This window comes from Roseimaritima sediminicola (assembly GCF_009618275.1).
In the GTDB taxonomy this organism is placed as follows: Bacteria; Planctomycetota; Planctomycetia; order Pirellulales; family Pirellulaceae; genus Roseimaritima; species Roseimaritima sediminicola.
In genome coordinates, this window is sequence record NZ_WIAD01000056.1 from 17,321 (window position 1) to 38,630 (window position 21,310).

General features: G+C 61.1%; 19 protein-coding genes. All 19 read left to right on the plus strand.

From position 1 onward, the window contains the following. Positions 1-48 precede the first annotated feature (48 nt). On the plus strand, positions 49-1,206 hold the full coding sequence (gene dnaJ, locus GE027_RS19455) for a molecular chaperone DnaJ (protein WP_153558911.1): 1,158 nt from the start codon (positions 49-51) through the stop codon (positions 1,204-1,206). Positions 1,207-1,335: 129 nt separating this feature from the next. Next, positions 1,336-1,893 carry a nucleotide exchange factor GrpE gene (gene grpE / locus GE027_RS19460; RefSeq protein ID WP_390621611.1) on the plus strand — a complete coding sequence of 186 codons (558 nt, stop codon included), beginning with the start codon at positions 1,336-1,338 and terminating at the stop codon, positions 1,891-1,893. An 18-nt stretch (positions 1,894-1,911) separates the two neighbouring features. After that, on the plus strand, positions 1,912-2,217 hold the full coding sequence (locus GE027_RS19465; protein WP_153558895.1) for an FmdB family zinc ribbon protein: 306 nt from the start codon (positions 1,912-1,914) through the stop codon (positions 2,215-2,217). A 10-nt stretch (positions 2,218-2,227) separates the two neighbouring features. Next, positions 2,228-2,848, plus strand: coding sequence for an isochorismatase family protein (locus GE027_RS19470; protein ID WP_202617477.1), 621 nt, complete (start codon positions 2,228-2,230; stop codon positions 2,846-2,848). 264 nt (positions 2,849-3,112) lie between these two features. Beyond that, positions 3,113-4,393 carry a PQQ-binding-like beta-propeller repeat protein gene (locus GE027_RS19475; protein ID WP_237607671.1) on the plus strand — a complete coding sequence of 427 codons (1,281 nt, stop codon included), beginning with the start codon at positions 3,113-3,115 and terminating at the stop codon, positions 4,391-4,393. Between the two features lie 534 nt (positions 4,394-4,927). Beyond that, positions 4,928-6,460 carry a GumC family protein gene (locus tag GE027_RS19480; protein WP_162006830.1) on the plus strand — a complete coding sequence of 511 codons (1,533 nt, stop codon included), beginning with the start codon at positions 4,928-4,930 and terminating at the stop codon, positions 6,458-6,460. Further along, a complete protein-coding gene (locus GE027_RS19485; protein WP_153558898.1) occupies positions 6,448-7,089 on the plus strand; it encodes a sugar transferase in 642 nt (213 codons plus the stop codon). The genes GE027_RS19480 and GE027_RS19485 overlap by 13 nt, the downstream gene beginning before the upstream one ends. Positions 7,090-7,121: 32 nt before the next feature. Further along, entirely contained in the window at positions 7,122-8,081 is a 960-nt protein-coding gene (locus GE027_RS19490; protein WP_153558899.1) for a nucleotidyl cyclase domain-containing protein, read from the plus strand. Continuing rightward, positions 8,078-9,559, plus strand: a complete 1,482-nt coding sequence (locus GE027_RS19495; RefSeq protein ID WP_153558900.1) for a glycosyltransferase family 4 protein — start codon at positions 8,078-8,080, stop codon at positions 9,557-9,559. The genes GE027_RS19490 and GE027_RS19495 overlap by 4 nt, the downstream gene beginning before the upstream one ends. Continuing rightward, positions 9,559-10,728, plus strand: a complete 1,170-nt coding sequence (locus tag GE027_RS19500) for a glycosyltransferase family 2 protein (protein ID WP_153558901.1) — start codon at positions 9,559-9,561, stop codon at positions 10,726-10,728. Before GE027_RS19495 ends, GE027_RS19500 begins: the two co-directional genes overlap by 1 nt. Positions 10,729-10,770: 42 nt before the next feature. Then, positions 10,771-12,348 carry an O-antigen ligase family protein gene (locus tag GE027_RS19505; RefSeq protein WP_153558902.1) on the plus strand — a complete coding sequence of 526 codons (1,578 nt, stop codon included), beginning with the start codon at positions 10,771-10,773 and terminating at the stop codon, positions 12,346-12,348. Then, entirely contained in the window at positions 12,345-13,928 is a 1,584-nt protein-coding gene (locus GE027_RS19510) for a lipopolysaccharide biosynthesis protein (RefSeq protein ID WP_153558903.1), read from the plus strand. Before GE027_RS19505 ends, GE027_RS19510 begins: the two co-directional genes overlap by 4 nt. Further along, complete coding sequence (locus GE027_RS19515; protein WP_153558904.1) at positions 13,925-15,079, plus strand: phosphotransferase; 1,155 nt, start codon at positions 13,925-13,927, stop codon at positions 15,077-15,079. The genes GE027_RS19510 and GE027_RS19515 overlap by 4 nt, the downstream gene beginning before the upstream one ends. Positions 15,080-15,145: 66 nt before the next feature. Beyond that, positions 15,146-16,033, plus strand: a complete 888-nt coding sequence (locus tag GE027_RS19520) for a sulfotransferase domain-containing protein (RefSeq protein WP_153558905.1) — start codon at positions 15,146-15,148, stop codon at positions 16,031-16,033. Beyond that, positions 16,030-17,073, plus strand: a complete 1,044-nt coding sequence (locus GE027_RS19525) for a hypothetical protein (protein ID WP_153558906.1) — start codon at positions 16,030-16,032, stop codon at positions 17,071-17,073. Before GE027_RS19520 ends, GE027_RS19525 begins: the two co-directional genes overlap by 4 nt. Next, entirely contained in the window at positions 17,055-17,753 is a 699-nt protein-coding gene (locus tag GE027_RS19530) for an AAA family ATPase (protein ID WP_153558907.1), read from the plus strand. The genes GE027_RS19525 and GE027_RS19530 overlap by 19 nt, the downstream gene beginning before the upstream one ends. Then, entirely contained in the window at positions 17,750-19,048 is a 1,299-nt protein-coding gene (locus GE027_RS19535) for a carboxylate--amine ligase (RefSeq protein ID WP_153558908.1), read from the plus strand. Before GE027_RS19530 ends, GE027_RS19535 begins: the two co-directional genes overlap by 4 nt. 67 nt (positions 19,049-19,115) lie before the next feature. Continuing rightward, on the plus strand, positions 19,116-20,096 hold the full coding sequence (locus GE027_RS19540) for a polysaccharide deacetylase family protein (protein ID WP_162006831.1): 981 nt from the start codon (positions 19,116-19,118) through the stop codon (positions 20,094-20,096). Between the two features lie 35 nt (positions 20,097-20,131). Further along, the gene (locus GE027_RS19545; protein ID WP_153558910.1) at positions 20,132-20,803 is read left to right on the plus strand and encodes a hypothetical protein; all 672 of its coding nucleotides are present in this window, start codon (positions 20,132-20,134) and stop codon (positions 20,801-20,803) included. Positions 20,804-21,310: the final 507 nt, after the last annotated feature.

The window sequence follows — 21,310 nt, forward strand, 5'->3', positions numbered from 1 at the left end:
ATTTTATTAGCGTCTTTCCTACGCACGGTGGTTAGGAAATCCTGAATGATGGCCGAACAACGCTGTTACTACGAAGTTCTCGAAGTCGAACGCAACGCCGACAAGGCGGTGATCGATCGGGCGTATCGCAAATTGGCGATCCGCTACCATCCCGACAGCAATCGGGAGGACGAGGACGCCGTAGAAAAGTTCAAGGAAGCCAGCGAAGCCTACGAGGTGTTGAGCGATCCGGAGAAACGGGCACGCTATGACCGCTACGGACACGCCGGAGTGCAAGGCAGTGCCGGACCCCAGTTCAACGATGTCGAAGATATCTTCGACGCCTTTGGCGATCTGTTCGGCGGAGGCGCCTTTGGCGACCTGTTCGGGTCCCGAGGACGAGGTGGTGGCCGCCGCCGCCGCGTGCGTCCCGGTGCCGATGTTCGCTGCGACGTCACGCTCACGCTCGAGGAAGCCGCTCGCGGTGTGTCCAAAGAGGTTTCGTTCAGCCGCCGCATTCAGTGCGAAACCTGCGGAGGCGATGGTGCCGCTGCCGGCAGCAAACCGGAAATCTGTACGACCTGTGGCGGGCAGGGCCAAGTCATCCAGTCGGCCGGAATCCTCCGCGTGCAAACCGCCTGCCCGCGCTGCCACGGTGCGGGACAGATCATCAGCACCCCGTGCAGCGACTGCGGCGGACAAGGCCTGCAAAGCGAACGCGTCCAGAAAAGCGTCGACATCCCGGCCGGGGTGGACGACGGGATGCGGGTGCGCGTACCCGGTGAAGGCGAAGCCAGCCCCGACGGCGGGCCCCCGGGCGACTGCTACCTGTTCATCACCGTCCAGCCGCACAGCCTGTTTCATCGCGATGGCCGCGACCTGATCCTGCAATTGCCGATCTCCTATAGTCAGGCCGCATTGGGAGCCGAGATCGAAGTACCCACGCTCGATGGACCCCTCCAGTTCCGGGTCGAACCCGGTACGCACAGTGGCGACGTGTTTACGATCCGCGGCCAGGGCATGCCGGATCCACGCGGCGGACGCCGCGGCGACCTGCGGGTGCAGACGGTTATCGAAGTCCCCAAAAAATTGAACGAAAGGCAGGAACAGCTACTGCGTGAACTGGCGGATTTGGAGCACGAGTCGGTGCTGCCGCAAAGAAAATCCTTTATGTCGAAGTTGCGAGATTTTTTTGATCCCGAATCCTCTCCCTCTCACGAATCGTAGTGCAAGAAGATGGCCCAAAAAGACATGAATCAACCGCAGGACGAGTCGGCCCAACGAGCCGCTGGCTCGCAAACCGCTGACCCTCAAGCTGTGGACCCGCAAACCGCTGGCCCGCAAACGACCGAGCAGGTGGAACCGAACCCCGGCGCCGCGGCGGCGACCGAAAACCCCCAGGACAATCCGCAGGGTGGACGCCCTGGCGAACAATCCGAGGAAACCGCCGGACAGAGCGAACCCACCGTGGAGTCGCTGAAACAGCAATTGGCCGAAGCCGATAAACGCGTGCTGCAGGCCGAAGCGGAAAAGGAAAACTTCCGCAAACGGATCAAAGCCGACTACGAAACGCAGCTCCGCTATGCCGCGATTCCGCTGATCCAAGACATCCTCGAAGTCCGCGACAACCTCCAGCGAGCGCTCGACGCCGCCGGCGATAATCAGAGCCTGCGCGAGGGGGTGGCGATGGTCGCCAAACAGTTGGACGACAGCCTTGCCAAACATCACTGCCGGCCCATCCCCGCCGTCGGTGAGGTCTTTGATCCCAACTATCACGAGGCCATCCAGCAGACGCCCAGTGACCAATACGCCGCCGGCGTCGTCGCGATGGAAGTTCAAACCGGATACCAATTGCACGAGCGCGTCGTTCGGCCCAGTCAGGTTATCGTCAGTACCGGACCTGCTAACTCCTAGTGTTATCGAGATGCCCTAATGCCCACTTATGATTACGAATGTGATGCCTGCGGACACGAGTTCGAATTGTTCCAGGGAATCAACGAGTCGGTAAAGAAGAAGTGCCCGGAGTGCAAGAAGAACAAGCTGCGGCGTTTGTTCGGCACCGGCGGTGCGATCATGTTCAAAGGCAGCGGTTTCTATCAGACGGACTATCGCAGCGAGTCCTACAAGAAGGCGGCCAGCAGCGACAAGCAGGCCCAGTCGAAGTCGGACGGCAAAGGCGGCGACAACAAGTCCGCTAAAACCGACACCAAAGCGGCTGCCAGCAAACCCAGCGAATAGGTCCGATGCGATGAATCCCAGCTCAGGTGACGCGTCCCGGCCGGGGGATGCGGAAACGACCGAGGCCCTGCCCCGCATCGGTAGTCGGCGGGTGTTGGATTGCGGTGACAGCCTGCTGTTGATCGTCGACGTGCAGGAGCGTCTGTTGCCGGTCGTCGCCCAGCCGCAGCGGGTCCAGCACAACGCGGCGCGACTGCTGCAGGCGGCGTCGCTGTTGGCGGTGGAAGTGGCGGTGACCGAACAGTATCCCGAGCGACTCGGCGGCACCGTGCGCGAGCTGGGCGATGCCTTGCCCGACGCTTATCCCAAACGCGCCTTCAGCGCCGCCGGCAGTGAACCGCTGGTCGCGCGACTGCGCGAGAGCCGAAAGCGGCAGATCGTGCTGTGCGGGATCGAGACCCATGTCTGCGTCCTGCAGTCGGCCTTGGATCTGTTGGCGTTGGGCCTGGACGTTCTGGTCGTGGTCGACGCCGTTTCCTCGCGCGGCACGCTCGATCACGAGGTGGCCCTGCAGCGGATGCGCGACGAGGGCATCGGCTTGACCACCACCGAAGCGTGTCTGTTTGAATGGTGCCGGACGTCCACCGATCCGCACTTCAAAGCGATCAGCCGGTTGGTCAAAGACGGCTGAAGTTCGCCGCGTCTTTGCTTCCGCCACGAGCGACGCGTTTTCTTTTTCCGCGAAGCAGGCGATCGCCTATCGGCCGTCGACCGGCGCAGGGCGGTATCATAGACAGAGCATCGCCGGGCAGGTTCGCCCGGACGCCGCCGCCCGCCATGGGGCGGGTCTCCCATAGGCCCCCGGTGCGCCACCGGTATCGGTTTGGTATGCTGTGGCGGAACCCTCTTTTTCCCACCTGTTCGACCCTTCCTTCTAACGCAAAGAGTGATGCGCATGCGTGTTCGTAATGGATTAACCCGTCTGGTTGTCGCCGGTTTGTTTTGTGCGGCAACCCTCGTCACCGTGTCGGCGGCAGATTGGCCAACCTTTCGAGGACCGGATCGCAGCGGCGTTTCGCCGGCCGATGGACTGCTGAGCAGTTGGCCTGAAGACGGACCGGAACTGCTGTGGAAGAGTGCCGGGGCCGGCCGTGGCTATGCCAGTTTGGCGATCGCCGATGGCAAGATTTACACCCTGGGCGACGGGCTCTCGACCAACGACAACGAGGACGAATACGTGGTCTGCTTTGATCAGGCCACCGGCAAGCAGCTCTGGGCGACCAAGACCGGCGAGCCCTGGAACAGCGGCAAACCCACGTGGCAGGGTTCGCGCAGCACGCCCACGGTCGATGGCGACCACCTGTACGTGCTCACGCCCCACGGCAAACTGTTTTGCTTGACCACCGAAGGCCAAGAGGTCTGGCAGCGAGACGTGAAAGAGGATTTCGGCGGCAAGAAAGCCGACAGCTGGGGGTACAGTGAATCGGTCACGATCGATGGCGACCGTTTGATCTGCACGCCCGGCGGCACCGAGAGCACGATGGTGGCCTTGAATAAACGCAGTGGCGAAACCATCTGGACCACCGCCCGCGAAGAGGATCGCGGCGCCGGACACGCTTCGATCGTGATCGCCGATGTCGGCGGGACGAAAGTCTACGTCCAGACCACCGGCAGCGGTCCGATGGGCGTCCGCGCCGAGGACGGCAAACTGCTGTGGACCTACGACATCCAACGCACCACCGCGGTGATCCCGACGCCGATCGTCCGCGACGATCTGGTCTTTGCCACGGCCGGTTACGGTACCGGCGGAGCCCTGCTGCGCCAGGTTCCCGATGGCAATGGCAAGGTCAGCGTGGAGGAAATCTATCCGCCCAATCCCAGCCTCGGTAACAAGCACGGCGGCGTGGTTCTGGTCGGCGATTATCTCTATGGCGACACCGAAGACCGCGGCACGCCCTTCTGTGCGGAATTGATGACCGGCGAAGTGGAGTGGAAGTCGCGCGGCTCGGGACGTAACTCCGCCAGCGTCACCGCAGCCGATGGACACCTCTACTATCGCTTCAGTAACGGCGTCGTGGCGTTGGTCAAAGCCACGCCCGAAGGCTATGAAGAACAAGGCAGTTTCAAAGTGCCCGGCAGCGGCCAAAACCCCAGTTGGGCCCATCCAGTCGTGCTCGACGGCAAACTGTATCTTCGCGAAGGCGACACCGTGCTGTGCTACGCCGTCGGTAAATAGACTTCGCTAGCAAACCGGTCCAAGGCGAGCGGCTGGGAGACGGACCCGTCGACCGGCCGCAGGCCACTAAGCACGTCGCAACATTTCATTCGGCTTTACCCTCCCGCTGCGCGGGAGGGTGTTGTCGCGAGGTTTCACCGAAAGATTCATGCCGACGTGCTAGCATTTCTATCCCGCTCGACCGAGCCGTTTCGGGTTTGCCCGGTCGTGTGCGGTGGGATGCCGTTAATGCGGTGGTAGGGGTTGATCCGGATCTAACGGCGGCACAAGGTCCCTCCGTGTCGGTTTTACTGGCGGTTTAAATGCCGTTGGGGGTCGCTGTCTGTACGCAAGGTGAGTTGTGTACACATTCTGGTGTTTCTGCGGCACCCTCAGTTTCTTGCTGAAATTGCTTGCCTAATCCTAAAAGTGAGCTAATATGCGGGAGCTTTAACGAAATCTTAAGCGTCTTTTTGAGCTAGGTCGCTTGCCCTGAACGGGTGGAGTTGCCAACTAGGTCGAGTCGTTTTGCTGTAATACCCGAGGATTCCTCCAGTGACGCACCATCGAGACGCTTCTCTGGATTACGCGGAAGTCACCCCGGGGGAATTGCTGTATCGCCTGTGGCGTCGCAAGCTGTGGGCCCTGGCCATTGTGGGGGTCTGTGCGGCAGCCAGTTGGGTTTATCTCCAGAATGCGGCTCGGCAGTACGCGATCGAAGCCAATCTGCTGCTGCAGCCCGGAGCCCATGGGTTGCGGGCGGCCAATCATCAGGACGGGCGGCCCGATGCCGAACTGATCGCGACGCATTCGGAGATTTTGGCCAGCCAGCGACTGTCGAGGTTGGCGGTCGAAGCGTACCTCGAAACGGCGGACCTGCCGCCCGAGCGGTCGGCCGATCCGTTGCTCAAACCGCTGATGATTGCCGAGTTGACCGACCAGTTGACGGTTAAACGCGTGGTCGGCACCCGCATTCTGAACGTGTCGCTGCGGTGGCCCGATGCGTTGGAAGGCCAGCGACTGGTCGAGCATCTGTTTGCTTGCTACGAGTCGCTGCTGTTCGATTTGAACCAAGGTGGGCAGGTTGAAGCCCTGACGACGCTGACCGAGACCGAGCGCGAGCTGCGGGCGGAACTGGACCGTTTGGAGACGGATTACCGCACGCTGCGTCAAGAAAGCGACTTGGTGGGAGATCCCCAGACCGGCCCCCCCGTTCAACAGACTTTGCTGGACGAATTGGCCACGTCCTACGCCCAGATCCGCAGCCGCCGAATCGTGCTGGAGAACCGCTTGACGGCGCTGCAACAAGAACCGGCCGAGGTGCACGTCGCGCGGCGTCCGCCCTCAGCCGTGGAGGAAGCCGCCGTGGAGGAAGCCGCTGCTGCGGAAATCGCTGGACAGGGGGCCACGGCGTTGGTCTCGGCTCGCCGCGAAATCGACGACGTCGACGACGACGCCAGCGAGTCGTTGGGCGCCCTGCAAATGCTCAGCGAGATCGACCTCCGCGGCTTGCAGGACCCGGCGGCGATCCAGCAAGAATTATTTCAAGCCGAAGTTCGGCGTCAGCAGCTGGTTCGCAAGTATCGCGGCAAGCACCCGGACCTGCAGGCCATCGAGAACCAGATCGCCGATTGGAAACAACGTTTAAAAAGTCTGGTCGATCAAGCCCCGATGACGCTCGAGCGCGAGCTGAGGGCGGCGTCGTTGCAGGAGGACCATTTAAAAACGCTGTACGAACAGGAATTGGCCCAGGCCAAGCAGTTGGACGCCGATCGGCTGGAGCAACAGCAGATGCTGTCGCGGATCGAGGAGGTGCAGACGCTGCACAACGCGATCCTCAGCCAATTGACGCAGTTGCGGCTGAACAACCAGGTCACCACCGAAGGCGGAGCGGATCTGCGGGTCACGGTTTTGGACGCGGCCGAACCGGCCCTCAAACCAGCCTGGCCGAATGACAAGTTGGTACTAGGAGGCGGACTAATGATTGGCATGTTGGGCAGTTCGATGCTGACGTTGATACCGTTGCGGAGACGTGAAGACGTCGCCCCGGCCTCCGAAGAGCGGAGTCCGGCGTCATGTTCCGAGTGATCCCCGGCCGCAATCCGCCGCCGATTCGCCGGCCGTCCCGCCGGATCAAGCGAGGTCTGGATGTCCTGTTGATCGTGTTGGCCGCCCCGTTGGTACTTCCGCTGCTGGGCCTGTGCGCGGTGGCCATCCTGATCGAGACCGGCCGGCCGGTGTTCTTTTTTCAGGACCGCACCGGCGTCGGCGGACGTCGCTTTCGGATGTTCAAGTTCCGCACGATGGTTCCGAACGCGGAACAAATGAAGCACGAACTGGCGCATCTGAACGAATTAACTTGGCCCGATTTCAAGATCAGCGATGATCCGCGCGTGACCCGTGTGGGGCGCTTCCTGCGGCGCAGCAGCCTGGACGAATTACCGCAACTGATCAACGTGCTGAAGGGAGACATGTCGTTGGTGGGACCACGGCCGACTTCGTTTGCCGCCGAGACCTACCAGTTGTGGCACACCGAACGTCTGGAAGTGACTCCGGGCGTGACCGGACTGTGGCAGATCAGCGGCCGCAGCGATGTCGACTTCGACGACCGCGCCCGGCTGGATATTGAATACATCGAGAATCAATCGCTGCTGTACGACCTGTCGATTCTGCTGCGGACCGTCACCGCGATCGTCAGCAAACGCGGTGCGTACTAAACCAGACCACCACCACGAGTTCGGGCGGCGCCATGAAACGACTTCAGCTTTCCATTCTGATGCTGTTTGGATGGTTTTTCGTTTTCTACAACATCGAACGACTATTCGAACCGATCAACCTCGCTTCGTTCGTCTACCTGCTGGCACCGGCATGCGGGATGGTTCTGTTGGCGGTGCCGCGGTTGTACCGCATGCCGCCCGCATTGTTTCTTCCCGTAGCGCTCGTGGCGGTGGTCGTCCTCCGCAGTGCGTTCGGGTACCGGCTCGATGGGGCCGCCTTCAGTTTGGCGGTGACCGAGACCGTGGCCGTGTGGATCACGCTGTGGCTGAGCGGACACCTGGCGCGCGGATTGGAGGAGTATCGCAGTGCCGCGGCGACCGCCATCTTTAGTCATGTGATGGATTGCCGGCCACTGGCGGAAGTGCAGAGCGAGATTGTGCGCGAGGTGCGCCGGGCGCGTCAGTACGATCGACCCATCGCCGTCTTGACACTCCAGCCAGTCGACCAGGCGGCCAGCGATACCCTGGATCGGTTCAGCAACGATTTCAAGGAAGCTCTGCTGGAGCAGTACGTGTCCGCCCGCGTGGCTCGCTGTGTCAGCGAGCAACTGCGTCAATACGATATTCTGACCCAGTCCGACGACCGCTTGATCGCACTGTTGCCGGAGCTGAGTCGCGAAGAAGGACTCGCGATGGCGGCCCAGTTGCGAACGCAGATGCACGCCGAAATCGGCATCGATCTGCGGGTCGGTATCTCGATGTTTCCCGAAGACGAAATCACCGCGATCGGTCTGATCGAGCGAGCCGAAGCGGATGTCGAGGACGTGCTTCGCTCTGCCGAAAACTCGTCGCCGCTTGCAGCCCAAGAGGCCGCCCGGGATGCTCCAGACGATCGGGCTGAGGGCGACGACCAGGACCACACCGCGCAGCTCCGAACTGGTTCCGCTTCCGGCCGCCCGCGTGGTGCCTATGCTCCCACGGTTGCCCGATGAACCCGGCTTCGACGCTCTCCGCCGCAACGCCCTCGTCCCGCGCCGACTCGTCCCGCGCCGACTCGTCCCGCGCCGACTCGGCCAGCAACACGTCGGCCAGCAACACGTCGGCCCGTGCCCAGCCGCCTGCGCCACCGGTGCGCACAGTGGCCTATGTGATGTCGCGCTTTCCCAAGCTGACCGAGACGTTCGTCTTGTTTGAGATCCTCGCGGTCGAGAAACAGAAGGTTGCGGTCGAGGTGTATCCACTGTTGGGCAAAGCCGTCAGTGGCCAGGAGGTGGCCGGGGCGGGGCTGTGGCGCAAGTGGCGCGAGCACCGTCGGGCTCCGGCTCGGCCCGCCCTGATGCACGAGGAGGCTCGCCCCTATGTGGCCCGCGCTCATTACCACGGTTTCCTCAGCACCGCCATCGTGTGGGCCAACATGCTCTCGATGCTGCGGCACCCACGACGGTACTTCGGCGCGTTGGCGGGGCTGATCCGCGGCACCTGGGGCAATCGCAACTATTTATTCGGCGGCTTGGCGGCTTTTCCAAAAACCGTCTTCTTCGCTCGCCAAATGCAGCGTGACGGCGTCCAGCACGTGCACGCGCATTTTGCCAACCATCCCGCCGCGGCCGCCTACGTCATCCATCGCTTGACCGGCATCCCCTACAGCTTCACCGCTCATGGCTCGGACCTTCATCGCCATCAACACATGCTGGGCACCAAGGTTCGCGGCGCCGCGTTCGTGGTCACGATCTCCGAGTACAACCGACGCGTGATCCTCGAACACTGTGATCCGGCGGACGCTGAAAAAGTGCGGGTCCTTCACTGTGGCGTCGATCTGCATCACTTTTCTCCAGCGGAGCGTCGACGCGAATCGAACGAACCGCTGCAGATCGTTTGTGTGGGCACCTTGCACGAGGTTAAAGGTCAAGCGTACCTGCTGCGTGCTGTGGCGGGGCTGCGACTACGCGGACTCGCCTGTCGGCTGGATTTGATCGGTGACGGTGCGGATCGCGATATGCTCGAGCGTTTGGCTGCGGAGCTGGGCTTGGTGGACTGCGTGCGTTTTCTTGGCGTCCAGTCTCGCGCTTCTTTGCTGCAGCGGTTGCGGGCGGCCGACGTGTTGGTCGCGCCCAGCGTGCCCAGCAGCGACGGTCGCCGCGAGGGCATCCCGGTTGTGTTGATGGAAGGTATGGCATGCGGATTGGCTGTGGTGGCCAGCCGGTTGTCGGGAATTCCCGAACTGATCAACAGCGACCGCGTGGGATGCCTGTGCGAGCCCAAGGATGTGGACGCTCTGACGGAAACGCTGCAGCGTTTGGCCGCCGATGACGCTCTGCGGCTTCGTCTGGGAACGGCCGCTCGGCAGCGGATTGAGACGGCTTTCTCGGTCGATGCGAACGCGGCCAAACTGATCGATATGTTTCACGACGCGGCCGGAATTCCTTCCGCGGAACCGTCCCCTGCGACCCTTAACGGTGACCCGGATTGATGCTATTGGTCAAGCTGCTATTGTTCTTCGCCGTGCTGACGATCCTTTACACCTATGTGGGGTTTCCGCTGCTGGTGGTGCTGCGCGGGCGGCTGCTGCGGCGGCCGATCAAGGTCGCGCCGATCACGCCCCAAGTTACCTTGATCGTCGCGGCGCATAACGAACAAGACAGTATCGAAGCCAAGCTGCAGAATGTTTTGCAGTTGGATTATCCGCGCGACCGCTTGCAGGTGTTGGTGGCCTCGGACGGTTCGGACGACCAAACCAATGAGATTGTCGGGCAGTACGCTTCACATGGTATCCAGTTGTTGGCACTGCCGCGGCTGGGAAAAGCCGGCGCGCTCAACGCGGCGGTTGCCAAAGCCAAAGGCGACGTGTTGGTTTTTTCGGATGCCAACAGCATGTACGCTCCCGACGCGATTCGGCAACTGGTCGCACCCCTGGCGGATCCGACCGTAGGCGGCGTGGCCGGCGACCAACGCTATCGCAAGACGACCCAAGCCGCCGGCAGCGACCAGGGCGAACACACCTACTGGAACTTCGACCGCCAGATGAAACGCTGGCAGAGCGAGGCCGGACATGTGATCTCTGCGACCGGAGCGATCTACGCGATTCGCCGCAGTTTGTTCTGCCAGGTGCCCGATGGGGTAACCGACGATTTTATTACCAGCACCCGAGTGATCGCCCAAGGATACCGCTTGGTGTTTGCGGCCGCGGCGGCTGCCTACGAGCCGGCGGCGGCGTCCAGCGGCGTTGAGTTTGGTCGCAAAGTGCGGGTTATGACACGTGGGCTGCGCGGCGTGGTCCTGGTGCGGCAATTATTGAACCCGCTGCGATACGGTTTCTACTCGTTGCAATTATTTTCGCATAAGGTCTTGCGCCGCTTGATGGTCCTGCCACTGGTGGCCATCTATGGGCTCAGCGGTGCGTTGGTCTTTCAAGGCTGGCCCTACGCCGCGTTGTTTGGGCTGCAGAGCCTGTTTTATGGCATGGCGGCCGTGGGATGGCTGATGCGCAAGCACTCGCTGGGACGACACAAAGCGTTCGCCTTGCCGGCGTATTTCTGTCTGGTCAATGCGGCCGCGTTGGTCGCATTTATTAATATCCTGCGCGGCCATCGAATCGATCGTTGGGAACCAAAACGCAGCGTCGAAACCGCTCCCGTGTGAACCGACTGCATCGGTGTTGATCTCGCTCCTGCTGAACTGACCATGTCCAACCCACTCGCCTACCCTCTTCACCGCACCTCCGTCGTGCCGCTGCTGGTCTTGGTGGCCAGCGGACTGTTGACGTTCGGGGTATTGGTCGCGATGGGCTATCCGTACGGTTGGCTGGTATGGGGTGTCTTGGCCGCGATTCCGGCGGCGTTCTTCGCGGTGCGAAACCCTCAGTTGGTGGTCGCGTTTGTGGCGTTCCTGCTGTTCACCAATGCACCGGTCGTGGCGTTCAAGTTTCACGGCTTGCCGCGGGTGGCCGCCCTGGTGGGACCGCCTGCGGCGTTGGGAACGCTGTTGGCCTATCAGTTGTTCGTGCGGCGCAAACCCCTCGTCTTTCCTCGTGCCTGGTGGTGGGCAATGGCGTTGCTGGCCGTGGAGGTGGTCAGCGCGATGATGGCTCGCTATCCAGGCTTGGCCATCGGGATCTTGAAAGAACACCTGATCGAAGGTCTGGGATTGTTCTTGATCTTTGCGAATCTGATCCGGGATCGACAATGTCTTCGGCAGGTGGTGTTGGCGCTGTTGTTGGCCGGATCGTTGATGGGCGGACTGTCGTTGGTCCAGCAGCTCACCCATACGCATCGAAACGATTACGGCGGTTTCGCACAGGTGCCTTTCGAAGGCAAAGGATTCGCGACCGGGGAACATCATCGCCAGCGGCGTTCGGCCGGCCCCCTGGGCGAACAGAACCGCTATGCACAGAACATGTTGATGCTGGTCCCCTTGGCCGTCTTGCCGATTGGCGGCGTGGTAGGTCCGTGGCGAAAACTGGGATACGTGCTGGCGGCCGTGCTGATCTCTGCCGGCTGTATGCTGACGTTTTCACGCGGTGCCGCCGTGGCGTTCGGAATTTTGATTCTGTTGATGCGGTTCACCGGATACATCCGTACCCGTCATCTGGGAATGTTGGCGGTCGCTTCGTTGTTGTTGCTGTTGGCGTTTCCACAGATCGCCAGCCGGATGGATTCGCTGGGAACCTTGGTGGGTTACCTCCGCGGCGATACCGGAGCGCAAACTCAAAAGTTGGACGGGGCGATCACCGGCCGAGCCACGTCGATGCTGGCGGCGTTGCGGGTCACTGCGGACTACCCGATCCTGGGCGTGGGACCGGGGAACTTTCCGCTGTACAACCGCGAGTACGCCAAGGTGGGCGGGTTTCGTGCCCATGACGAAGACCGTGCCGCCCATTGTCTGTACCTGCACCTGAGCGCCGAGTACGGTTTGCTGGGCTTGACGCTTTTCCTGGGCATGATCGCCGTGACGCTACGAGACCTGCACCGCGTGTGGCGGCGTTACCGCGACGAAGATCCCCAGCTGGCGACGCTGGCCGCCGGCGTGGCGATGGCCCTCCTGGCATATCTCGTAACCGGCCTGTTTTTGCACTTCTCGTTCATTCGCTTCTTCTGGATCATCATGGCGATCGCGTGCAGCATTCCATTGATCGCCGCGCGTGAGCAGGCGCTGCGGGAGGATCGCTCGGCGCCGACCGGTCCGGGGCAAGGAACGCGGGCAACGGCAAATGATTCGGCGGCCATCGATTCGGCGGCCATCGAACCCGGGGGCACCGCATGAGCGAAGCTCCGTCGCAGCATGCCGCTCGCAGCCACGTTCGCGGCTCCAGTTTGCTGCTGTGCGGGCGAGTGCTTGCGCTGTCGATGAATTTTGTTGTCCAGGTACTGATCGTTCGGTACCTGTCGAAGGAAGGGTACGGTGCATTCGCGTACGGTTACAGCGTCGCCATGCTGGCGGCTCGTTTCGTGCCGCTGGGCACCGAGAAAGCCATCAATCGCTTTGTGCCCATCTATCACGAGCAACAGGATTACGGCCGTGTCAAAGGCACGCTGGTCGTTGCCCTGGCCACGATCCTGACGACGGGCGTCCTGTTTGTCGGTGCGACTTTGGTGGGACGCAACCTGCTGGCGACCAGGGTGGTCCAGGATCCGCTGGCCCTGTCGGTGCTGTTGATGATCGTGGCCCTCGCACCGCTGCAGGCACTGGAGAATGTGCTGGAAAAGGTGATGGCCAGTTTCGGCCGCGTACGTTCGCTGTTCTTCCGACGCTACCTCATCACTCCGGTTTTGCGGCTGGCCGCCGTGGTTTCGTTGATCGTCGCGGGCGGCAACGCCGTGTTCCTGGCCGCGGCGTACGTTGCCGCTACCGCCTTGGGCGTCCTGATCTCAGGACATTTGCTGTGGCGACTACTGCGTGAAAGACAGCTGTGGGATTCGCTGCGCGGCGATCCGGCGCGCTATCCGGCGGGACGCTTGTTTCGGTTCGGTTTGCCGCTGCTGAGTACCGACGTGGCGTTCGGGTTGCGGACCAGTTTGGTGGTCGTGCTGTTAGAGGTCACGCACGGGATCAGTGGGGTGGCGGCGTTTCGTGCTGTGTTGCCGGTGGCCCGGTTGAATCAGGCCGTGTTCGATAGTTTTCGATTGATGTATGTGCCGCACGCTTCACGCATGTTTGCGCGGGACGAACACGCGGGTATCAGTCGACTGTACTGGACCAGTACGGCGTGGATTGCGTTGTTGACGCTGCCGGTACTGCTGGTGACGTTTTCGTTCGCGACGCCCACGGTGGTCTTGCTGTTCGGAGCGGAGTACGCCAGTTCGGGACCGATTCTGGCGCTTGTCGCGTTGGCGTTGTATGTGAACGCGTCGTTCGGGTTCAACGCACTGACTTTACGCGTCTACGACCGAGTGGGCATGATCACCAAGATCGATCTGTTGTCGGCGCTGTTGGCGTTGGTTCTGAACGTGTTGTTGGTTCCTCGTTTTGGACCCGTCGGCGGCGCGGCGGTTGTCTGCGCCGTGTTGGCGGTTCAGAATTTGGCGTACCAGATGGTGCTGTTTCGCGCTGGACAACTGGAACGACCCGAGGCGGCCATCATCCGCGTGCATGCTGCTGTGATCGGTGTCGCTGTGGTGTTATTGATTATCCAAGTGACCATGACGCCTGCTGTTTGGGGCATCGCTGGATTGATTCTTGCGGCGACGCTGGGGGTTTGGTTTGCCTGTCTGCAGACCTTGCAGATTCGCGAACACTTTCCGGAACTCGCTCGAGTGCTGCCACCCTGGTTTTTGGCGACCGAGAACGGCAGCTCAGAAGAACTTTCCGAACCGACGCTTCCCGTTGATCAGGTGCGACCATGAGTGCAAGTCTCGACCATGGCCCACCTCTGACGGTGGACGACCTCATCGAACAATTGCGGCAACGGATCGATTCCTTTGTCGGCTTGGACGTGAACCCTCGCCAGTGCGTGCTTGTTAAAACCATCCGGCGGCGCTTCTGCCAACTGTACCTGTTTAATCTGTCTGGGCGGGATGATTCGCCGGAGATCCTGGTCAAGGTGCCCGTGGGGCATGCGGATGTCCAGTATCAAGAACGGTGTCGAGACGCGGCTTTCGTCGATCGGCCGCGTTTGTTCGGCCGGGTGGATCCCGAGAGCAAGGCCGTCAAAGAATATGAGGCGCTGCGGCGTGTGCAAACGGCTTTGGACGCCGGGCCGGACGAGCGGTTCGGTGTGGTTCGGGTGTTCGATTTGCTGCCGCCACAGCATGCCCTGGTGATGCGGTGGGTCGATCAACCCAGCTTGCGAAAGAAGCTGTACGCTGCCCACCGACTCAGTTCGCCGCGATTGGCTTGTGACTTAGAGACGGTCTTCGGTCGCACCGGAGCCTTGTTGCGAACTCACCATCGGCTTCCTGCTCTGCCTCACTGTGAAACCCGCAACACGACGCGCGACGATTTTCTCGCGGCCATCGATCGCTTCGTCAGCTATTTGGATGAACATCTCCCTGGCAGCGACTTGCGGCGCTTGCAGCAACGCGTCATCGAGCTGGCCCGGGGCTGCCTTCCGGAAACGATTCCCACCGGACAGGTGCACGGCGATTTTGCGCCACGCAACATCTTCGTGGATGCGGCGAATCGGGTTTCCTTGTTCGACACGCTGGGGCGGTTCGAGGCGCCGATCTACGAAGACGTCGCCAAGATGCTGATGTGCATACACGCCTCGGGGCCACAGCTGATCAGTGCCGGAGTCCTGTACGCTCCGAAACGGCTGAAACGGTTCGAGGATGCATTGGTTCGCGGTTACTTCGGTGACCGCAGCGTCCCGGTCGCAGCCATTAACTTGTTTTCTGTGCAATTGGTCCTGGAACACTGGGCAGCGATTGTCTACCGTCATCGGGAACACCGTGGAGCCAAGCGGATCGCCAAACAGCTGCGCCGCAGATTGTGGCAGCGAGGGTTCCAGCAGTATCTGAATCAATTGCTAGAACGAACGGAGACGGCCCAACCCTAGGCATGGCTGCAGAACGAGCACCGTTCTCGGAACGTGATCTGGCCAGACCGAAAGATCGAATTACTCATGCTTCGAAAACCCAACTTTATCTACATCGGGACCAGCAAGGCAGGTTCGACCTGGCTGTTTGACCTGTTGTCGCGCCATCCCGACGTCTATATGACCCCGGTCAAAGGACTGTACTTCTTTGATAGTCACTTCGAAAACGGCTGGCAGTGGTACCAAGAACACTTTGTCGAAGCCGACCAGCAGACGATCGTCGGCGAGATTTCGCATTCGTATCTGTATTCGCCGGTGGCCTGCGAGCGAATCGCCGAGATGAACCCGGAGATTCGGTTGATGGTTTGCCTGCGCGAGCCGATCGACCGGGCGATTTCCATGTATCTCGACGGCGTTCGCAACGGCAAGTGGGACGGAACGTTTGAAGAGCGGATGGAGGATACTCCGGAGATCCTTCAGGAAGGTTTTTACTCCCAGTACCTGCCGGCTTATTTGGAACGGTTTTCACGCCAGCAACTGCACATCACGTGCTTTGACGACCTCAAGGAATCGCCGGCCGACTATGCTGCTGCCGTTTACGACGCGTTGGGAGTCCCGCCGATGCCGTGGGATGCGCGGCTGCAGCAGAAAGTGATGCCCGCCTGTGTGCCTCGCAGCAAACATCTCGCCCGCTTCAGCAAACGCTTGTCGTTGACCTGCAAACAACTGGGCATGAAAAAGCTTCGCGGCCGCGTCAAACGCTCGCGGGTGATCCGCAATCTGCTGTACCGCAAAGTCCGAGAGGAGGATCGGGCTCGGCTGCGTCCGGAAACCCTGGCCGAACTCCGGCGCCGCTTTCGCCCCGAGGTCGCACGTTTGGATGCGATCTTGGGAATGAAACTGTCGCGTCGCTGGGGGTATGCTTCGGCCGAGACGCCGACCACGGACCCTTCCTTGAAGATGGCCAGGCGATGACACCGATAGGACTAGCTCTTCACGACCGCGTGCGAATCGTGCTGGAGGATGCCTCGCGACGCGACGTGCAAACCGTGATGAACGCGACCGGCGCGTCACCCACCGACGTGCTCGAACCCACCGATATCGAGGTCCGCTTTGCCGACAATACGCACGGAATCGACGTTCACCTTCCCGATGACTGTTGCGAGCAGCCGTTTCGAATGACGGTGCCGACCGGTCAGCGCCGGTTGCCGCTGCTCCGCTCGATGGTGAACGTCAAGATGGTCTATGCCGATCTGCTGCCCCTGCACGCGTCGGCTTGGACCTGTCCGTCGGGCGGGATGCTGGCATGTGGTTGGTCCGGTGGCGGCAAGACCGGGATGCTATTGGCTCACCTACTGCATGGTGCAGAGTACTTGGCGGCGGAGTGGGCCTATGTCTGCCCGGCTAGCTCGCGGATATACGGCGTCCCTGAAACGTTGCGCCTGCGGTCGTGGCACCTTCGGCAGGGGGCAGGCGAAGTGGTGAATGTTCGGCGGCAGGATCAATGGCGACTTTGGAAGACGCGTCTTATGGCCGGAGTGCTTCGCCGTTCGGCGGATTGGCTTCCGCAGCCACAGCGACTGCGTCGCACGCTGACCAAAGCGGCCGCCGGTGCCCAGCGACGCTGCTATATCGACAAACCGGCTTCGTCCTGGTTGGCAACACCGTCCGGTTCGCGGTCCGCTCCTCTGCAGACCGTGTATTTTGCCGGAGTTCACGACAGTTCGGCGATCGACGTGAAGCCTGTGGAGCTGGACGCCGCACACGCTCGCCTCGTGGCGCTTCAGGATGAGGACCTGACGGACTTGGATGCTCAGTATCGTCGCTGGAGCTACGATCATCCGAGGGCCGACGCGTGGCGCGAGTGTTGGAACCGAAAACGCGACCGTTTGATTCGCCAGATGCTGGTCGGAAAGCAACTTTACGCCGTCGACCGTCCGGTTACGGTGGGTTTGACCGATTTATACAGGACCCTTAACTCCACAATGCGGACACCATGTTTACAGTCGCTTTGATCGGGCCCGACGGTTCGGGAAAGACCACCGTGGGCAGGCGGCTACGCGAACAATTGCCGATTCCCGCCCAGTACCTGTACATGGGCGTGAATCCACAGGCCAGCACGCACCTGTTGCCCACGACGCGCTTGGCGCAGAAACTGCGTCGTGCGCTTGGCAGGCAACGTGATGCCGGAGGACCCCGCGAGAAGAGCCGGGCGGTCGAGAACGCCCACAAGCCGCTGCCGCGCCGGATCCTCAAGTCCGTCAAGTCGTCCTTGTCGCTCAGTAACCGTTTGGCCGAAGAGTGGTATCGCCAGATGGTCGCCTGGCATCATCTGCGGCGCCGCCACGTGGTGATTTTCGACCGCCATTTCTTTCCCGACTATTACGCTTACGATATCGCTGGCGAAGCCACGCGTTCGTTGACCCAGCGGATTCACGGTTTCGTACTGAATCATCTCTACCCCCGGCCCGATGTGATTATTTTTCTCGATGCGCCGGCCGAAGTGCTGTTCGCTCGCAAAGGTGAGGGCACCGTGGAACTGCTGGAACAGCGGCGCGGGGACTACCTGCAGATGCAGGACCTGGTGAAACACTTCGAAGTGGTCGACGCCAGCCGAGATGTGGATGCGGTGGTTCAGGATGTTAGTCAACGGATCCTGCGATTTTACGAAGCCCAGGGTGGTCCTCCGCGATGACCGAAACCTCTGCAGTTCGAGTGTTGGTAACCGATGCCTGTCGCGGCGCGGCCGTGGCGACGATTCGCGCGTTGGCACGCGGTGGTTACCGTGTCTACGCCGCGGACGCTTCTCCGCATGCACCAGGGATGGCTTCGCGATACGTCTCAGAGCGGGTGGTCTATGCCTGTCCGATGGAGGATCCCGATCGGTTTGTCCGGGACGTCTTGGACGCGGTCGATCGTCACCGCATCGACATTATCATTCCCGTGACAGAACGAGCGCTGTTGCCGCTGGAGTCGGCACGCGATCAGTTTGAAGACCGATGCTGCGTGCCGTGGGCGCCGCGGGAGGCGATGGCTACGGTTCGCAACAAAGCAGAAACGTTTCGTTTGGCCGAGGCCTTGGACGTGCCCGTTCCGCGGACCCGGCGGGTGAGCTGTGCCGAGGAAGCGGTGCAGTGTGCCGACGGCCTGGGATGGCCGGTGGTTCTAAAACCCGTCTCTTCGCATACCCTGGCCGAAGATCACGCAGTAGAGTTCTGGAGCGTTAGTTATGCTCGTGACCCACGGCAACTACGTGAACAGATGCGGCAGTACGCGGGACGCTGCGACGTTTTATTGCAGGAGTATTTTCAGGGCGATGGCGTGGGCGTGGAGGTGTTGGCGCACGAGGGTCGTGTCTTGTGCGCCTTCCAGCATCGTCGCCTCCGCGAAGTGCCGCTCAGCGGGGGCGCCAGTTCGCTTCGCCGCAGCGAGGACGTTCATCCGGATCTGTACGAGCAGACCCAGCGATTGATCGCCCGCTTGAAATGGACAGGCTTAGCGATGGTGGAATTCAAGCTGAATAGTGCCCAGCAGTCGCGGCTGATGGAAATCAACGGTCGGATTTGGGGCTCCCTACCGGTCGCGATTGCTGCAGGGATGGATTTTCCAACGCGGCTGTGTCGGTTGTTATTGGAAGGGCCGCCGGACGAGGCGGCTGCGCCGGATACGGAGTATCGACGGGGGCTGCATGTGCAGAGCCTTCAAAAGGAGCTCAGCTGGATGATTCGCGTGCTGCGGCGTTCGGATGTCCATCCGCTGGCTCAGTTGCCTCCGCGGTGGGCGGTTTTGAGCGTCATGGCGGATCTCTTCAAGCCACACTATCGGTTCGACATTCTTTCCCTTCGCGACCCTCTGCCCGGCGTGCGCTTGTTGACAAACATGCTTCCGCGGGCGGGAAAGAAAACGTCCAGCCACGATGATGCCGCCGCAAAACTGTCTCCGCCCACGCCGGTAACGTCCGCGGCCAATTCACCCGTTCATAAAGCTTGAGGCGGTCATGCTGAAAACGCTTCGCCGTACGGCCCTGCGTGCTGCTAATACGTCGTTAGCAGGTTCGGTGCTACGCACGCTGGATCAAGCGCGTCTGGGACGCGCCGGAGATTTGGCGGTGTTGACGTATCATCGCGTCGACGAACCAGAGGCCCGGTCGCGTCTGTATCCGGGTCTGATCAGCGCGTCGCCCGAACGGTTCGGGCAACAGCTGGATTTACTGACTCAGATCGCGCAGGTCGTTTCGATGCAGGAGGTTTTGGAGGCGTGTGCCGGCCGGGCGATGCTGCCCGCACGCTGCGTGTTGATTACCTTCGACGATGCCTGTTGCGACTTTGCACGACACGCGTGGCCGGAGTTGAAACGTCGCGGCTTGCCGGCAACCTTGTTCGTTCCCACAGCGTATCCGGATCGACCCGACCGCCATTTTTGGTGGGATCGGTTGTATGCGATGCTGTGGCATGGCGGCCGGGACAGGTTGCAGTGCGAAGCCGGCCGATTTGACCTTACCTCCGACCGCCAGCGAAAGCTTGCTTATCGAAGCCTAAGTGACTGGATCAAGGCGATGCCGCACGACGCTGCCCTGCGGTTGCTCGACCAGATGGCGGCGGAACAGGCGGCCCCGTTGCCACCGCACAACGTTCTCTCCTGGCAAACCCTAAGGCAATTGGCTCAGGAGGGCGTTACGCTGGCGGCACATACGCAGACACACCCGTTGTTGACTCGAGTTGATTTGGAAGAGGCTCGCCGCGAAGTATCAGGTTCCCAGGCGGATCTACAGCGAGAAATCGGCCAGGTGTTACCCGTGTTTGCATATCCCGGCGGCCAGCACAATGCGGCGTTGGTGCGGATGATGCGAGAGGAAGGCTTCGAATTAGCCTTCACCGTACGACGCGGCATCAATCACATCCCTGCGCTAGCCAGCGGGAGCCGTGAGCGACGCCTGACGATGAACCGCATCAACATCGGCCAACAAACCAGTGTCCAGGTCCTGCACGCCCAACTCATCGCCCTGTGGTGTCACGGCCGCACCCGAGGCCGCGTTTGAAAGCGTTTCTTCCTGCGAAAGCTTTGATGATGAACATGTTAAAGGTCACGATTTGGACGCTGGCGGTCCTCGGTATGGTCCCCACCATTCTGTTGGCCGTGCTCAACATCGGCAGTAACATGGCAATGGCCCGGCATCTGAGAAAGAATCCTGACTTTCAGGTCGGCGACGGCCTCTTAGCGTCGTCCCAAAGTTACATCGAGTTCAACAACCGGTGGCGGTTGGAAGTTGCCACGACAAATTGGCCTTCTATATTGTTGCTCTTTGGGGCGGCGGCGTTTGTGATCGGCCTTTGGTTCTTGCTCCCACGTCAGACGCAGCATCAGAACGTTGGTGGTTTCGAGAAAATCGAGCCGTACGTCGAGCGTGTCATGCAATCGGAATCGCCGCACGCCTACCTCGTCATCTCACTTGCCGAAGACGAATACACCGCTGTCGGTGTTTCAAGTTCTGCAGAAGGTTGCACGATGGACTTTTCGTTGACAAAGAAAGAGCAGATCGCACCGGTCGTGGCTTTCTTTTCCGAACGAGCAAAGGAACCGATCGAGGACCGCGTAACTGAGGAGGGAACCGAGTTCGAAACCCGTCATTTATCCTACCCAATTGATAGGGCAATCGAGGAGGTAGCGGATTTGTGCAAGTCGATTTTCACGGACGCTTACGGCGTCACGGGAGATCAAAAACTAATCTTCGTGCTCGGCCATTAACACCGAGAGCCAACCATATGACCGGGGACAGAGACCACAAGACTATGACCAATGACCGGGGACAGGCAATGACAACCGGGGACAGAGACTGACAACCGGGGACAGAGACCACAACCGGCATTTGGGGACAGTGCTTACATACCGCAGAGTGAGCGATCACACGCTGAAAGCCGATCCCGGAATCCCGAAACACCAACGCCGGCCCATCGCCCCGAAGCTCAGCCGTCGTGGTGTTGCAGTTTCGCACCGCTACGGTTGCTCGGCAGCCGTCAAAGCATGCTCTTTGCGCACAACGCTAGCCAGGTCGCCTGAATGTCGACCGATTGTCGACCGATTGTCGACCGATTGTCGACCGATTGTCTGCCGCGTCTCGCAATCGCCTCGCGCCTGCTAGGCGTCCCTGCCGGCCGCCATCGGCGAGCCGGCCGGCGAGGTCCGCCCGGCATTGAGCCGTTCGCGGATCGCGCGACAGGCGTGCTGGCCGAGCTGCGAACTGCAGCGCCGAGT

Bases quoted from the DNA above. Each gene is read 5' to 3' on its own strand.
- GE027_RS19470 (WP_202617477.1), top strand. From the start codon at position 2,228: ATGAATCCCAGCTCAGGTGACGCGTCCCGGCCGGGGGATGCGGAAACG.
- GE027_RS19520 (WP_153558905.1), top strand. From the start codon at position 15,146: ATGCTTCGAAAACCCAACTTTATCTACATCGGGACCAGCAAGGCAGGT.
- dnaJ (WP_153558911.1), top strand. From the start codon at position 49: ATGGCCGAACAACGCTGTTACTACGAAGTTCTCGAAGTCGAACGCAAC.
- GE027_RS19505 (WP_153558902.1), top strand. From the start codon at position 10,771: ATGTCCAACCCACTCGCCTACCCTCTTCACCGCACCTCCGTCGTGCCG.
- GE027_RS19530 (WP_153558907.1), top strand. From the start codon at position 17,055: ATGTTTACAGTCGCTTTGATCGGGCCCGACGGTTCGGGAAAGACCACC.
- GE027_RS19525 (WP_153558906.1), top strand. From the start codon at position 16,030: ATGACACCGATAGGACTAGCTCTTCACGACCGCGTGCGAATCGTGCTG.
- GE027_RS19465 (WP_153558895.1), top strand. From the start codon at position 1,912: ATGCCCACTTATGATTACGAATGTGATGCCTGCGGACACGAGTTCGAA.
- GE027_RS19500 (WP_153558901.1), top strand. From the start codon at position 9,559: ATGCTATTGGTCAAGCTGCTATTGTTCTTCGCCGTGCTGACGATCCTT.
- GE027_RS19495 (WP_153558900.1), top strand. From the start codon at position 8,078: ATGAACCCGGCTTCGACGCTCTCCGCCGCAACGCCCTCGTCCCGCGCC.
- GE027_RS19475 (WP_237607671.1), top strand. From the start codon at position 3,113: ATGCGTGTTCGTAATGGATTAACCCGTCTGGTTGTCGCCGGTTTGTTT.
- GE027_RS19545 (WP_153558910.1), top strand. From the start codon at position 20,132: ATGTTAAAGGTCACGATTTGGACGCTGGCGGTCCTCGGTATGGTCCCC.
- GE027_RS19515 (WP_153558904.1), top strand. From the start codon at position 13,925: ATGAGTGCAAGTCTCGACCATGGCCCACCTCTGACGGTGGACGACCTC.
- GE027_RS19535 (WP_153558908.1), top strand. From the start codon at position 17,750: ATGACCGAAACCTCTGCAGTTCGAGTGTTGGTAACCGATGCCTGTCGC.
- GE027_RS19485 (WP_153558898.1), top strand. From the start codon at position 6,448: ATGTTCCGAGTGATCCCCGGCCGCAATCCGCCGCCGATTCGCCGGCCG.
- GE027_RS19490 (WP_153558899.1), top strand. From the start codon at position 7,122: ATGAAACGACTTCAGCTTTCCATTCTGATGCTGTTTGGATGGTTTTTC.
- GE027_RS19510 (WP_153558903.1), top strand. From the start codon at position 12,345: ATGAGCGAAGCTCCGTCGCAGCATGCCGCTCGCAGCCACGTTCGCGGC.